Source organism: Mesorhizobium sp. CA15 (assembly GCF_020165215.1).
GTDB lineage: Bacteria > Pseudomonadota > Alphaproteobacteria > Rhizobiales > Rhizobiaceae > Mesorhizobium.
The window spans coordinates 77,266-90,847 of record NZ_JAIUHQ010000009.1 but is presented as its reverse complement, the minus strand read 5'-3'; the positions used below and the strand labels follow the sequence as shown (position 1 = coordinate 90,847).

Sequence of the window (13,582 nt, the reverse complement as noted above, 5' to 3'; positions counted from 1 at the left end):
GCTGAACGAGAGTTCATTGACGCAGCGTGTCGAGCGCCCTCTGCGCAGCGATGAGATCGACCACCGGATATTTGGCTTCAAGCGCGTCAATTATAGATCGAAGCCGCACTTCGGCCTCTTGGACACGACCTTGTCGCGCGAGAACTGGAGCAAGTTGCGTTATGGCGCGGAGTTCAAAAAGTCTCGCCTTCTGCCGCTTCGAAATAGCAATCGCTGATGCGAACAGGTCGGTGGCGCCGTTCAAGTCACCTATGGCCGCGGCGATTTGGCCGCGAAGGCGAATACATTCTGCCAGATAGCTCGCCTCGTCCGTCTCGAACACGAGAGTATCGGCGTCATCGAGCATTTGCGATGCCTCTTCGAGCCGACCTGCGCGCAGGAGAAGATCACAAAGTTCGCATGTTTTCTCAGACGTATGGAATACGACGCCCTGCCCACGCCATAGAAGCATACTCTCCCGGACATCATCGATGCCGGCATCCAGCTCACCTAAATGCGAACGGGCATGGCCACGCCATCTAATGCCGCCGCTTCGACGCGCCTTGTAGCCATGACGCTCGCAAATCTCGATGATCCTCGCAGCTTTCTCAAGGAGTTGCTCGTATTGACCGAGCAGCGCGCACAATTCGCACTGGGCGAGAAGATGCCAGGCGAGGTCGAATGGCTTATCGAACTGGGCAACGGTTCGAACCAAGCTCTCTTTTAATTCGACCCCAGCGTCAAAGCCACCCAACAGGATCAACGCATCGCTCAAATAGTCTTGGGTAGAGACACGTTGGTCCGCACCGGCCAACGAAATACGACGACTTGGGTCAAGACGATCGATCAGAACCAAGGCTTTGCGCAATGCCGCCTCTCCCAGAGATGGTTCTCCACGGTTGAGATGAGCAATTCCCTTTGTTGCCCAAAGACCACTCAGATAGGCCGCTGGAAGACGACCGTTAGCGCTAGCGATCTGCTCGTCGGCTAGGGCAAGGTAGTCTTGATTGCGCCCAGCGGCATAAAAAAATGGAGCGAGTGAAAGCGCAACGTCACATTGCAATTCGGCCGATGCAGTCTTCGCAGCTGCAAGACGTGCATCTTGAAGCGTCTTCCCGAGGCGCTCGCAACGATAGCCGTCTGCCTGCATCAAGGCGTTGGCCATCGCAAGGTGGAGACGTGTCACCTGTTCGGCACCGCCGGAGACGTCGCCAAGTCTGCTGCTGCAGTCAATAGCACTGGCAAAGTGCGACACGGCTTCCAGGGTAGCCGCTCTGGCCAGAGCGGCCCCTCCCGCCTTCTGCCAGCGATCGACCGCGCCCCCCCAATCCCCCGCTTCCTGAAGATGGTGCGCGAGGAGTTCGGGTTGCGCTTCAGTGATCTCGGGCCACAGTTCCTCCAACACGTCGGCGACAAGCTTGTGTAGCTCCTGGCGTTTAGCGCGCAGCAGCGTGCCATAGGCTGCGTCCTGAACAAGCGCATGCTTGAAGAGGTAAGTGGCCAGCGGCCGCGTCCCGCGGCAGAACACCAAACCGGCTCCGACGAGTTGATCCAGTGCGCCATTCAGCTCAGCGGCATTTCGCTGTGCTACCGCTGCCAGCAATTCGTAGGAGAACTCCCGCCCGAGAACCGCGCCGACCTGTGCGACCTCCTTAGCGGCTGAGCCGAGGCGATCGAGCCGCGCCATCAACGAGGCTTGCAGCGTAGCGGGAACGTTCAACGCCGTCGCCGCAGCTCGTGCAAGCAGTGTCCTGGCGTTGCCGCTCTCCAACACCGCCTTGGTGAGTTCTTCGACGAACAGTGGCACCCCATCCGTGCGCTCGATGATCTCTGCGACAACGTCACTCGGCAGCTCTCCGATGCCGACGACCCGCTGGACCAGCGCGGCGCCTTCACGATGGTCGAGCCGATTGAGGACCAGAACCGTGACGTGCGCCTGCCCGGTCCACGGCGGTTGAAACTCGGGGCGGAACGTGAGGAGAAGCAGCACTGGCAGGCGCGGGACCTGCTCGATGATAAGGTCGAGCAGCTCGCGCGAGCTGGGGTCAATCCAATGCACATCCTCAAAGAGCACCAGCACCAGGCCTCGTCGCGCCAAGTCTTCGAGCTGCCGGAGAAGCGCATCGAAGATTTTCTCTTTCTTCCGCTGGGGCGTCAGTTGGAGGGACGGGAAACGACCTTCGGTCGGCAACGACAACAGCTCGGCCAGCAGCCCCACGTCCTCGGGCGAGGCCGGGGCAAGCAAGGCCCCAAGCTTATCCAGCTTTCTCTCAGGTGGGTCCTCGCGTTCCAACCCGGCGGCGCGTTCTAGCTGCGCAATGATCGGGTGGAGCGCGCTGTCTTGGCCATGCGGCGAACAAAAATAACGCACGCGGGTATGTGGCTCGTTCTGGATCCGCTCCTGGAAGCTGACGGTGAGGCGCGACTTTCCGATCCCGGGCTCGCCTGAGAGCAGCACGACACGACCTTCACCATTTTTCGTGCGATGCCAGTGGCGCTGCAGTAGGTCGATCTCGTCCTCACGTCCGACCAGTGGCGTGGGGGTCGCCCCGTGCAGGGCCTCGAAACGGCTTTCGACAGCGCTCTCACGAACCACTTGATAAGGATGGATCGGCTCCGGAAAGCCTTTCACCTCGACGGAGCCAAGATCGCGATATTCGAAAAGATCACCGACCAGCTGCCGCGTTTGCGGCCCGATCACGACCGCGTCGGGCTCGGCTAGAGCCTGCAGTCTGGCGGTGAGGTTCGGTGTCTCGCCCACCACCCCGCGCTCCTGCCCTTCGCCGGCGGTGATCAGGTCGCCAACGACGACCGGCCCAGTGCCGACGCCGATGCGAACCCGCAATGGCTCCGGCTCTTGGATTCGCCCGACTGCATCGACGACAGCAAGACCGGCGCGCACAGACTGCTCCGCGTCGTTCTCGTGCGCTTGCGGGTAACCGAAATAAACCAAAACCCCGTCGCCCATATACTTGGCGACAAAGCCGCCAAAGTGAGCGACCGTATCGGCGACACAGCGGTGATACGCTCCGATGATCTCGCGCAGGTCCTCGGGGTCCAGACGTGACGCCAACGCCGTCGATCCGACGAGATCCACAAACATGACAGTCAGCTGTCGACGCTCTGCGCTTTGCTCCTGGCGGTTTTGAGCCGCGATGCCATCGGTGCTCGGGTGGGGGTGGCTTGATGACAGCGCTAGCTCCGCTATCGCTTTGTGGAGTCGCTTGCGATGACCGAGGAGCATACCGAGCTTCTCGAGGTCGGCATCGGTCAGTTCCGGCAGGACTTCCGCGTCGATCGCGTTGTCGCGAAATGCCTGTTCGTATTGCTGGAGGCCGAGGCCTCGCAACCAAGCGGCAACGTCCACACAGCTCTCCCGAGGCTGAATTCGGGTCCCTCAGCCGCAATATTAGCTCAGAAGCCAGGGAAATGCTGTAGACTTGGATTTCTGTCGAAGGTTGAGGTCCCTGACACACGTTGGCGCTTGCCACGAGGGGTCTATGGCACGAGCAGCCACGACACAAGCCGCTTGAACTGGACGCCTGAAACCTGCCTCAAGTGCATTGACGAGAGCCCACCCCGGCAGCGATACCGCTTCTGACCTCTTTCCCTATGAACAGTGCTGTTTCTAGCGAAGACTCGGAGGCTCGCGGCCGGGATGAACTGTTTCAGGCACTCGACGCGCCACGGATTGAAGACCCTTTTATCCCGTGGTTAGAAGCCCTCGTGGCGCAGCCCGCTCACCGGACATTTATGGGATGCGAGAACATTGAAGGAGCCGAACCCGTTGTAGCAGATCCGGAACTTGGACTGAGGCGCCGCCGGGGCTTGAGAGGCGGTCTTCGGCATTGCTGCCGACTGCGGCTTCACCGCCACGCGTTGTTGTTCACGTTTCTGCTTCGCGCGCGCGATCGGCGCAGGCTTGTGTGTCTTCCGCGACGTGGTGCTTTCCTGCTTCGTCGCTTCCGCTTCCGATGCTCGCTGGGCGCGATAGCTCTTCACGGCGTCGTCGGAATCGAGTTTCAGGCGAACATATTGCTTGCGGGTAAGGAACGTGGTCGGGGGAAGAGCATTTTCCTTCTGCCAGAGGCCAATCGCCCGGCGCGTCGACGCGCCAAAAGTGCCGTCGGCATCGTCCAAGTCATAGCCGATCGACACTAGCCTCTCCTGCAGGTCAATTTTTTTCTGACGATCAAGCCCGATCGCACTTTCTGTCAACTCAGAGCCGGCTTCATTTTCCTGATCGGCAGCTGCCGCGGCTCCGACGGCGGTGCCGGATCTCGACCCATCATTTTCCAACTCAGCCACAACCGGTGCCTTCTTGAGCTGATCCAGATTGAGCCGCGCCAGATCTGCGAACGCACCATTTGGAAACTGCTTCAGATAAGCTTCGTAGTGAGCGACCGTGTTGCGCTTCGAGGCTTCGTCCCATACCCGCTGTTCGACCCATTCACGCGAGTCCGGCTCAATTGACTGGTGCGCAGAGTTACTACCCGGAGACTGCGCGGGCCCGGCCGTAGTCTCAGCCGTTGCCGGTCCGATGAAGACTTCGCGGCCGAGCGACGCATTATACCAGGGCCTTTGGCGCCCATTGGTCTCCGCCGTCACCTCACCTCGCACACGAGTCAGCGCATTCTGGATATCAACGCCGGGCTCGGCCAGGTGTTTCGCAAGGGAGGTCGTGTAGGGACTGTTGGCGCCGATGCCGTCATACGACACCGCGCCGGGGTCGGTCGCGTAGGCGATCAGCACGCCGCCAGTGCCGACATCCGTCGAGGCGATATCGATAGGCGCCAGCCCAGGGGCGGTGGTTGAACGGCTTTTCGGCAGTGAAGTCGCGAGAGTCCTAGCGAGAGGATTGTCACGGCAGGCGTCCAGGATGACGACGCCGACCCCCGGGTCGGGAGGAAGGGCGGCAAGCAGTTCGTCAATCTGAATGGTGCGGGTTCTGAGATGCGCCGGAGCCGTCAATTCTGCATCGACCGGAACCAGATAGTTCTTGCCGTTCACCTGCAGGCCATGGCCGGCATAGTAGATCACCGCCAGCTCCGCGTCGTATGCGGCTTCGGTAAACCGGTTCAACCGGTCATGCATGCCGGCATAGTCCAGGTCGACCCCTTCAACGACCTTGAACCCGGCCTTGCGTAGTGTTTCGGCCATCAGCCGCGCATCGCTGGCAGGATTGGCGAGCGTGGGCGCATAGACATATTTGCTGTTGCCAATGACGAGCGCCACGCGCCTGCTGTCCGTGGCAAGGGCGCTTGCCGGCTGCAAATCGACTGAAGCTAGGAACAGCAATCCAACGGCGGCGGCCCAGAATCTTATCGCTCGCACTCAATAGGACCTCATAGTGAACTCGAACTAATCTTGCGCTCCTTTCACGCAATTGAGAAGACACTGGCGACCATCGCCGCCCGGCTGGTCCCAGGCTGCCCGCCATCGTGAGGCGGCAGCTCTGGATACTTCCCGGCCACCTCGAGGCCGGTGCGGTGCACCTTCGTCACCTGGATCGCTATCGCCGCTTCGTTGGCGACTGCCGGCGAGCGGACGCTCAGCGTCGCCGCATGGATGATCGAGCACGGCCAGGCACTGGACTGGCCGCGCTACCTTGGCCCCCGTTCCTTCGTGGCAAGTGGCGGGTCACGGCCCACGAATGCCGGCTTGGACAAACCATGAACATTCGGTGTGCTTTTCGGTGTGCTTTTTGGTCACGAAAGGCACACCCGGACCCTGTTTGTTCCAATTCCCTCAATTTTGTTCGGACAAGGCACTTGCGCTAGACCCCTTGAGAATATAGGGCTCTGCGCGGTCCGGAGTGTAGCGCAGCCCGGTAGCGCACTTGACTGGGGGTCAAGGGGTCGTCGGTTCGAATCCGGCCACTCCGACCATTTGAAAGAGAACTTCCCCCCAAGTTCTTAGGTTGAGCCGAAGGCTTCCGCTCCTTGGGCAACCGTTTGGTCCAAAAACAGCTTCTCGTTGATTTTAGAGTAGTTCCGCGACTTGTCGGCAGAAGCTTGGGGGCTGTCACGCGAGCGGAAGATCTATCTGGCCAGGAGGCCGAAGAACAAGAAGATCGTTGTCCGTCCGCCAGTGGGGCATGCGGTGCGCTTCTTCATCGGCGATCAGAATCGTCGACGCAGTCACGTGCCTGGCGCCGAGCAGCGCCTCGGTTCTCCCCATGGCGCCGGGCGCTGACACCGGCGTGGAGCGTTAACGGATTTGTTAATGCGGCTCGGCGTATAGGATTCCAAGCAGTATCGACAGTTCTGAGCACCGCTTCGCGCTTACAGCAACGGCACTCTGTATGAAACCGAAGCCTTCTTCAGCGGGATCGAGCCTCACACAGCTGACCAGCTTGCGATTTTTCGCCGCTCTCTATGTGCTTGCCTTCCATTCGGCAGACATCGACGGAGCGCCGCCCCCGATCGCCAATTTTGTGCAGAACGGCTATCTGGGCGTCTCGTTCTTCTTCCTGCTGTCCGGCTTCATCCTCACCCATTCTTACTTCGACAAGATGTCTGACTGGTACGAGATCCGGCAGTTCGCCTTAGCGAGATTTTCCAGAATTTATCCAATCTATCTCCTTGCCCTCATTGTGGCTCTGCCGCTGACAAGCATGCCCTTGGATCAACCGCTTGCATCACTGGCGACACTTGGCCTTGTTCAGGCATGGGGCGCGCCAACGACAATGCTCGGATTCTTCTGGAATCCTCCGGGTTGGACACTCTCGATCGAGTTCTTTTTCTATCTTGTGTTCCCGTTATTGCTTCCCGTCCTTTCAAGGCTTACGGCCAGAGTCCTGTGGATCAGCCTGGCAGCTTTGGTGCTGATTTTCGTAGTTATGTGTCTGCCGGGTCTCGGACCGACCGGCTACCTTGCGTTCGACTGGATGAAGCTGGTGCCTCTCCCGCTGCTGAGGCTGCCCGAATTCATGACCGGCATCATTTTCGCTCTGCTGTTTAGGGCCGGCGCGTTCGATCGCTTCCGCAGCGACCTGGCCGCCATTCTGGCCATGGCGTTCACGGTTGTCACGCTTGTCGCGACACGCATGGTGACGACAGGGGGTTTCGCGGCAATCGGCTTTGTCGCGCTGATTGCGACATGCGCCGTGAATGACGGCAAGACCCAACGCGTGCTGTCGTACAAGCCGCTCGTGCTGCTGGGCAATGCAAGCTATGCCCTCTACATCCTGCAAATCCCGGTGCGAAAGTGGATTCCGGTGCTGTTCACCGGAGAATGGGATTGGGTCGGGAGTCTTTTGTACCAGCCTTTGCTGGTCGTTATCTCGGTCGTCGTTTTCATTCTGGTGGAGGAACCTGCCCGCAAACACCTGCGCTCCTCAATTCCGCAGCGAGCGAGCCCTTCCGTCGCATGATTCAAGCGCCATGCGCCGCGAGCATGCGGCGCGCGCTTTCCTCGTCGGTGATCAGGATGGTCGGCGCAATCAGATTCATGGCGCCGAGCAGCGCTTCGGTCTTTTCCGCGCCGCCGGAGGTGAGGATGCGGATCGGCGCCTTGCGCAGGCGGTCGACATCCACCGACATCACATGGCTGTTGACGGGATGGTCGACCAGATCGCCATTGCGGTCATAGAAATGGAACAGGAGATCGCCGACGGCGCCGCGCGCAAGCAGCGCCTCGCGGTCCGCTTCCTTCAGGAAGCCACCGCGCGAGAAGGTGGTGGCCGAAGCGATGCCGCCGACGCTGAGCAGCACGGCGTCGAGCGCATCGGCCATCTCGAAAATCTCCTGCAGGCCGCAGCGCTCGACCAGCGCGATTTTTGTCTCGACGCTGTCGACGACCGCAGGCGTCGGCATCAGATAGCCGTCACCCTGGAATATCTGGGCGAAGCGCCAGGCGAACTCGGCCGGGTTGACCCGGCGCGCGACGCCGACGCCGCCAAGCAGCGAAATCACGCTGAAATCGGTTAGCGATTTGGCGCTGATGAAGGGCAAGGTGTTGAACAGCGTGACTCCCCAGCCGACGCCGACCCGCATGCCGGATTTCATCGCATCCGACAGGAACATGCCGGTCTTGGCGGCGATTGCCGGGATCGGGTCAGCATTGGGATCGGTGAGCGGCGCCACCAGCGCCTGCTGTAGTCCGAAGGTCTGTTCGAGCGCGCGCTCCAGCCGCACGATCTCCAAAAGCTCGCTCTCGATGGTGATCTTCACCTCGTTGCGTGCCCTCGCCTCGGCCAGCATGCGCACGATGGTGACGCGGCCAACGCCGAGCACGTCGGCGATCTCGTTTTGCGTCATCTGCTCGACGAAATACATCCAGGCGGCGCGGATCCTGAGGCGGTCGGTCCGGCTCTCGCTGACGACCTGCTCGGATGCCTCGGCCGCCGCCCTGCCGTTTTCGGATTCACCCTGCCGTCGCCTGCCCAATTTCCCCTCCAACCCCGGCGGTGACACTGCCGTCGCCGATTCTGCATGCTGGTTAAATATCGCCTATTGATCTACCAATCGAGACGAACAATCTAGAGAGGGGCGGCTGGCGCCCAAAGCCGTGACCGGCTTCAGCATTTCGAGGCAATTGGCGATGCTGCGACAAATTTCCGAAGACGTCCGCGCCAACCTGAAGGACCGGCTTCGGGAACTGCGCGATGCCATCCGCCAGAACCGCCACGACAGCGCCGGCGACCCCTCGCAAGATATCGCCGGCAATTTGCCTCCCTTCCCGGGCCGCAGCCTGCTCGGCCACGCCGCGAGCGCCGTCGACGAGGCGCTGACGATTGCCGAATCCTTCGTACCGCATTCCCGGCCGCTCAAGGTCGACGGCACGACCGTCAAAAGCCTGCGGATCTATTTCCCGCACGGCAATGAAGACCGGCAGATCGGCGGCGAGCGTCAGTTCAGGCGCGACATGTATTATCTGACCCGCGAGGTCCTCGCCGGCTACGGCATCGACAATCCGCGCGTCCACGAGGCGAGCTTTTCCGCCGTGCATGTCGCGATGCGCAAGCGCCACGCGGATCTCCTGGCCGGCGCGACGGCGGACGCGGCATCGACGGACCAGGTCGCGGCGGCCTGCGCGGCTCTGCTCGTCGAATGCCTCAACCACCGTCCTGTCCAGCCTGGCGAGATCGGCACAGGCCCGGCGATAGCCGGGGAGCGGTCTCTCGACATCAGGTGCCTCGCGCCCGTGGCGCTTGCCTGCGGACTGGCGACCAGGGCGGACGGAACGCCCGAGCCCGACATTCTCGAGATCGCGGTGCTGGCTGCCGAAGTGCGGGAGGACCGCATCCGGCAGACCTGTGCCCAGGCCAATGCCGTCCAGGAACTGACACCGGTTCTCGCCACCCTGCTCGCGCATCTAGCGTAACCGTCGCGAATCATCCGCTACCGTTCGGCCGCCATGGCCGCGATCGTCTTCTTGGCGCGCTGGATCGAGGCCGGGCTCATGCTGAGCTCGGTCAGGCCCATCCCGATGAAGGTGGGGATCAGGTCCGGACGGCCGGCGGCCTCGCCGCACATGCCCACCATGATGCCGGCGGCGACACCCGCCTTCGCCGTCAGCTCGATCGCCGACATCACGGCCGGATTGGTGACGTCGTTGAGCTTGGCGACCGTCGGATTGAGTCGGTCGGCGGCCATGATGTACTGGGTCAGGTCGTTGGTGCCGATCGAAAAGAACGCCACCTCCTTCGCCAACGCGGGCGCGATCAGCACGGCGGCTGGCGTCTCGATCATCACGCCGAGGTCGAAGCTCGCATGCGGCACGCCTTCGGCCTTGAGTTCGTTGGCGCATTCGTCGACCAGCGCGCGCGTGCGCGTGACCTCCGCGATCTCCGAGACCATCGGCAGCATCACCTTGATGTTACCGTGGACGGCGGCGCGCAACAGCGCCCGCAGCTGCTTCTTGAAGATGTCGGGGCGGTCCAGGCACATGCGGATGCCGCGCCAGCCGAGGAACGGGTTTTCCTCGTCGGGGAATTCGATGCCGGCGATCGGCTTGTCGCCGCCGATGTCGAGCGTGCGCACGATGACCGAATGCGGCGCAAACGCCTTGGCCAGCGCGCTGTAGGTTTCGGCCTGCATCTCTTCCGACGGCAGATGCATGTGGCGCATGAAGAGCAGCTCGGTGCGGAATAGGCCGACGCCCATGGCGCCGGCCTCCTGCGCCGCCTCGATCTCTTCCAGCGAGCCGATATTGGCCGCGACCTCGATCACCGTGCCGTCGGCGCGGGTAGGCGTCACGCCTTTGAACACTTTCAGCCCGGCGCGCTCCTGCGCGGCAGCCTCGACGCGCCGGGTGAAGTCTTTGCGCGCGGCCTCGTCCGGATCGACGATCACATGTCCGGCACTGCCGTCGATCGCCACCTCCCTGGCGGTGCGCAGTTCGTTGATCTTGTCGCCGAGACCCAACACGGCCGGGATGCCGTGCGAGCGGGCGATGATGGCTATGTGCGAGGTGGCGCCGCCATGGCCGCAGACCACGCCGCCGATGCGCTTCAGCGGCGCGCGCGCCAGATCCCAGGCGCCGATGTCGTCGGCAATGAGGATCGCGCCCTGCGGGATGGTTTCCAGGCTAACTTCGTCCTGGCCGAGCAGCGCCAGGCAGATCTGCCTGCCGACGGCATGGACGTCGTCGGCCCGGGCGTTGAGATAGTGGTCGTCGACCGCGCTGAAATCGGCGGCGATGGTGGCCGCCGCGCCAATGACGGCGGACACCGCGTCATCGCCTTCCTTGATCAGCTTCTCCGCCTCGCCGGTCAGGCTGTCGTCGGCGGCGATGTCGCGCAAAGCGGCGACGATGCCGCGGTCGCCGGCGGAGAGATTGTTCTCGGCAAGCGTGCGGTCCATGCGCGCCTGGACGCTGGCGACGGCGCCGCGGAAACGCTCGAGCTCGCCCTCGATCTCATCGGACTGCAGGCGTCTGCCCGGTCCCTCGATCTCCGGCGGGAAATGGGCGAAGGCCGGCCCGATCGCCACGCCCTCGCTTGCGGCGACGCCTTGAAGTTTCGGGGTTCCATCCACCGCCGCGGCACCAGGCTGCGCGGCCTCACGAGCGGGCGCTGCGGCTGCGGCTTGCGAGCCCTCATCACCCGCCTCGCCCTCGTCGTCGAGGCCGGCGCGCGGGTTCTCAAGATAGCCGATCAGCGCCTCGATCGCCTCGATCGCGTCGGCGCCGTTGGCACGCACGGTGACTTCCTGGTTCTCCTTGACAGCCAGGAGCATCAGCTTGACCGAGCTCTTGGCGCTGACCGCCTTGCCGTCCTTGACCAGCTCTACGTCGGATTCGAAACCCTTGGCGAGCTTCACGAACCGCGTGGCGGGACGGGCGTGCAAACCTTCGTGCACTCTGACGATGGTCGAGCGTTCCATGGCAATTACTCTAGGCTTGGGCGCCGTCGACAGACAGCGCGGATATTATCAGGCGGCGATGGTGATGACAGCGCCCGGTTTCAGGGCGGCCACGAGCGCTCCGGTGTCGACCTCGGATGCGCAAACCTCGCCCGGCCTTTCGGCCTCGGATGCTCCGTTGAAGGAGATCACGACATGACCCATTTCCCGGACCTTGCTCCAGGCCGTGGAGCCGACCGCCGTTATCGTCGCCGAAACCGGTCCGAGCGTAATCGAAGCGCCCTTTTGCGGCGCGTCGTCACTAGGCCCCTGCTCTGCCAAGTGCAGCACCGAGACTTCGGCGAGTTCAGGAGGCGAGCCATCCGCGAACAGGATGACCACGCCGCCTTCGGCGAGGTCCGCCACTTCGGGTCCGACAGCAGTGACCCGCGTCTTGAGAAGAACCGACATATGGCGAACCTCGTTGTTACGCGTTTTTAGAACACGATCAGGGAGACGATCCATGCGATCAGCACGGAGACCGGCCCCATGATTTGGCGGCTGATGAGCACCGCTGGCACGCCGATTTCGATCGTCTTCGGCTTGGCCTCACCGAGCGCCAGACCGACGGGAACGAAGTCGCAGCCCACCTGCGTGTTGTAGGCAAACAGCGCCGGAAGGGCCATTGCCGGCGAGATGGTGCCGTTGGCGATCTGCGGCCCGATGATGGCGACGCCGATGACCTGGGCGATGACCGCGCCCGGCCCAAGGATGGGCGACAGGAACGGCAGGCCGCAGATGGCCGAGATGACCAGCAGGCCGACGATGTTGTTGGCCAAGGGTCCCATCGGCTGTGCCAGCACGTCGCCGATGCCGGTGTAGAGGATCAGGCCGATCAGCATGGTCACGAAGGCCATGAAGGGCAGCACGTTGCGGATAACCTGATCGATGGTGCGGCGGCCGGAGTTGAAGAAGATGCCGACGACACGGCCCATGACGCGGCCGATCGAGCTGATCAGGCCGATAAGCCCGCCCTCGTTCGGCAGCGGCTCGGCCGCCCTGGCAGTGGTGTTGTTGCTTGTACTCATCGATGCTGCTCCCCCCGCAGTGGTGACCGCTTCGGATCCGTCCGCCATTGTGACGTTGGCCGGCTTCACGCCCGAAACGTAGATGTCTTCCGTGATGAACTGGGCGAGCGGACCCGCCTGGCCGACCGGTGTCAGATTGACGGTCGGGATACGCTTGCGCGGATAGACGCCGCAGCGCGCGGTGCCGCCGCAGTCGACGACGACGACCGCCATCTCGCTTTCGATCGGCGGCGCCTTAAAGCCGTCGACCGCTTCGGCGCCGGTCATGTCGGCGATAAGCTGCGCCACCGGATGAATGCCGCCGCCGGTTACCGACACGACCTTGCTGCGCTGCTCGGTCGGCTCGATGACCAGCGGGCCGCCCCAGCCGGTGGAGCCCTTGGAGATCTTTACTGCCTTGTATGTCTTGGCCATGGTGTCCTCCCGCCCTTAGAGCTCGACGCCCTGGCGGCGTGCCATGATGGCCGTGATGCGCTCGGTCAGGATGCCCTTCAGCAGGATGACGACGAGGCCGACGATGGCGTACCAGATCGCCACCTTGACGTGATAGCCGTTGGCGATGACGCCCCGCTTCTCGAGGTCGAGCAGCGCGACCAGCATGCCGCCCCAGACGAAATATTCGCCGGGGTTGATATGCGGGAACAGGCCGAGTGGCGGATGCACGTAGGACACCGCGGCGTCGTAGAAGGCAGGCTTGTGCTTTTCTTCGAGGAAGGAGCCGAAAGTGTAGGCCATCGGGTTGGTGAGGAAGAACACCGACAGGACCGGCAGCACGGTGTAGCGGGTCAGCGCGATACGGCCGGCGCCGCGCGCCAGGCCGTGAACGCGCTCCTCGCCGACCAGTTCGGTGACGGCGTAGAAGGCGGTCATCAGCACGACCAGCGTCGGGATGATGCCGGTGACGAAGCCGGCGAACACTTCGCCGCCCTTCTGGAAAATGCCGATGAAATATTTGCCGATGGCGGTCAGCCAGCCGAGCTGCTCTTCCTGCTGCACATTCTTCAGCTGTTCCTTGAGCTGATCGGCGGTGACCGGCGCATTGTCGGTCGTCGCCTGCGCCAGGACCACGACATGGTCGGTGGCATGCTCGACGCCGAGCTTGCCGTGCCAGGCAGCATCCGAGACCATGGTGCCTGCGATATGCAGGTTGTGCACCGCCAGGTCGGCATGCTGCGCCAATAACGAAATTACAGACATTTCTCCTCCTTATGACCCCCGCCGGTCATT

The 13,582-nt window shown here is 62.6% G+C and carries 9 protein-coding genes and 1 tRNA gene; 3 read left to right on the top strand and 7 right to left on the bottom strand.

Annotation, left to right across the window (positions count from 1 at the left end; genetic code table 11):
* Positions 1-13: 13 nt before the first annotated feature.
* On the bottom strand, positions 14-3,346 hold the full coding sequence (locus tag LB515_RS16660) for an AAA family ATPase (RefSeq protein ID WP_224708362.1): 3,333 nt from the start codon (positions 3,344-3,346) through the stop codon (positions 14-16).
* 347 nt (positions 3,347-3,693) lie between these two features.
* On the bottom strand, positions 3,694-5,214 hold the full coding sequence (locus tag LB515_RS16655; protein WP_224708361.1) for a caspase family protein: 1,521 nt from the start codon (positions 5,212-5,214) through the stop codon (positions 3,694-3,696).
* 576 nt (positions 5,215-5,790) lie between these two features.
* Here LB515_RS16655 and LB515_RS16650 point away from each other — a divergent pair.
* Positions 5,791-5,867: transfer RNA gene (locus LB515_RS16650), tRNA-Pro, on the top strand.
* 416 nt (positions 5,868-6,283) lie between these two features.
* Complete coding sequence (locus LB515_RS16645) at positions 6,284-7,354, top strand: acyltransferase family protein (protein ID WP_224708360.1); 1,071 nt, start codon at positions 6,284-6,286, stop codon at positions 7,352-7,354.
* A gap of 1 nt (position 7,355) precedes the next feature.
* Here LB515_RS16645 and LB515_RS16640 read toward each other — a convergent pair whose 3' ends face one another.
* Entirely contained in the window at positions 7,356-8,369 is a 1,014-nt protein-coding gene (locus LB515_RS16640) for a sugar-binding transcriptional regulator (protein WP_095767893.1), read from the bottom strand.
* Between the two features lie 154 nt (positions 8,370-8,523).
* Here LB515_RS16640 and LB515_RS16635 point away from each other — a divergent pair, with 154 nt between their 5' ends.
* Positions 8,524-9,306 (top strand): hypothetical protein, encoded by a 783-nt coding sequence (locus tag LB515_RS16635; RefSeq protein WP_224708359.1) that lies wholly within the window; start codon positions 8,524-8,526, stop codon positions 9,304-9,306.
* Between the two features lie 17 nt (positions 9,307-9,323).
* Here the strand turns inward: LB515_RS16635 and ptsP are convergent, their stop codons facing one another.
* From ptsP to LB515_RS16615, 4 genes are read right to left on the bottom strand one after another with little or no spacing between them, the layout of a single operon-like run.
* The gene (gene ptsP / locus LB515_RS16630) at positions 9,324-11,309 is read right to left on the bottom strand and encodes a phosphoenolpyruvate--protein phosphotransferase (RefSeq protein WP_224708358.1); all 1,986 of its coding nucleotides are present in this window, start codon (positions 11,307-11,309) and stop codon (positions 9,324-9,326) included.
* Positions 11,310-11,357: 48 nt separating this feature from the next.
* Complete coding sequence (locus tag LB515_RS16625) at positions 11,358-11,738, bottom strand: PTS glucitol/sorbitol transporter subunit IIA (protein WP_224708357.1); 381 nt, start codon at positions 11,736-11,738, stop codon at positions 11,358-11,360.
* A gap of 26 nt (positions 11,739-11,764) precedes the next feature.
* Positions 11,765-12,769, bottom strand: a complete 1,005-nt coding sequence (locus tag LB515_RS16620) for a PTS glucitol/sorbitol transporter subunit IIB (protein ID WP_224708356.1) — start codon at positions 12,767-12,769, stop codon at positions 11,765-11,767.
* Between the two features lie 15 nt (positions 12,770-12,784).
* Positions 12,785-13,552, bottom strand: a complete 768-nt coding sequence (locus LB515_RS16615; RefSeq protein ID WP_224708355.1) for a PTS glucitol/sorbitol transporter subunit IIC — start codon at positions 13,550-13,552, stop codon at positions 12,785-12,787.
* Between the last annotated feature and the right edge of the window lie 30 nt (positions 13,553-13,582).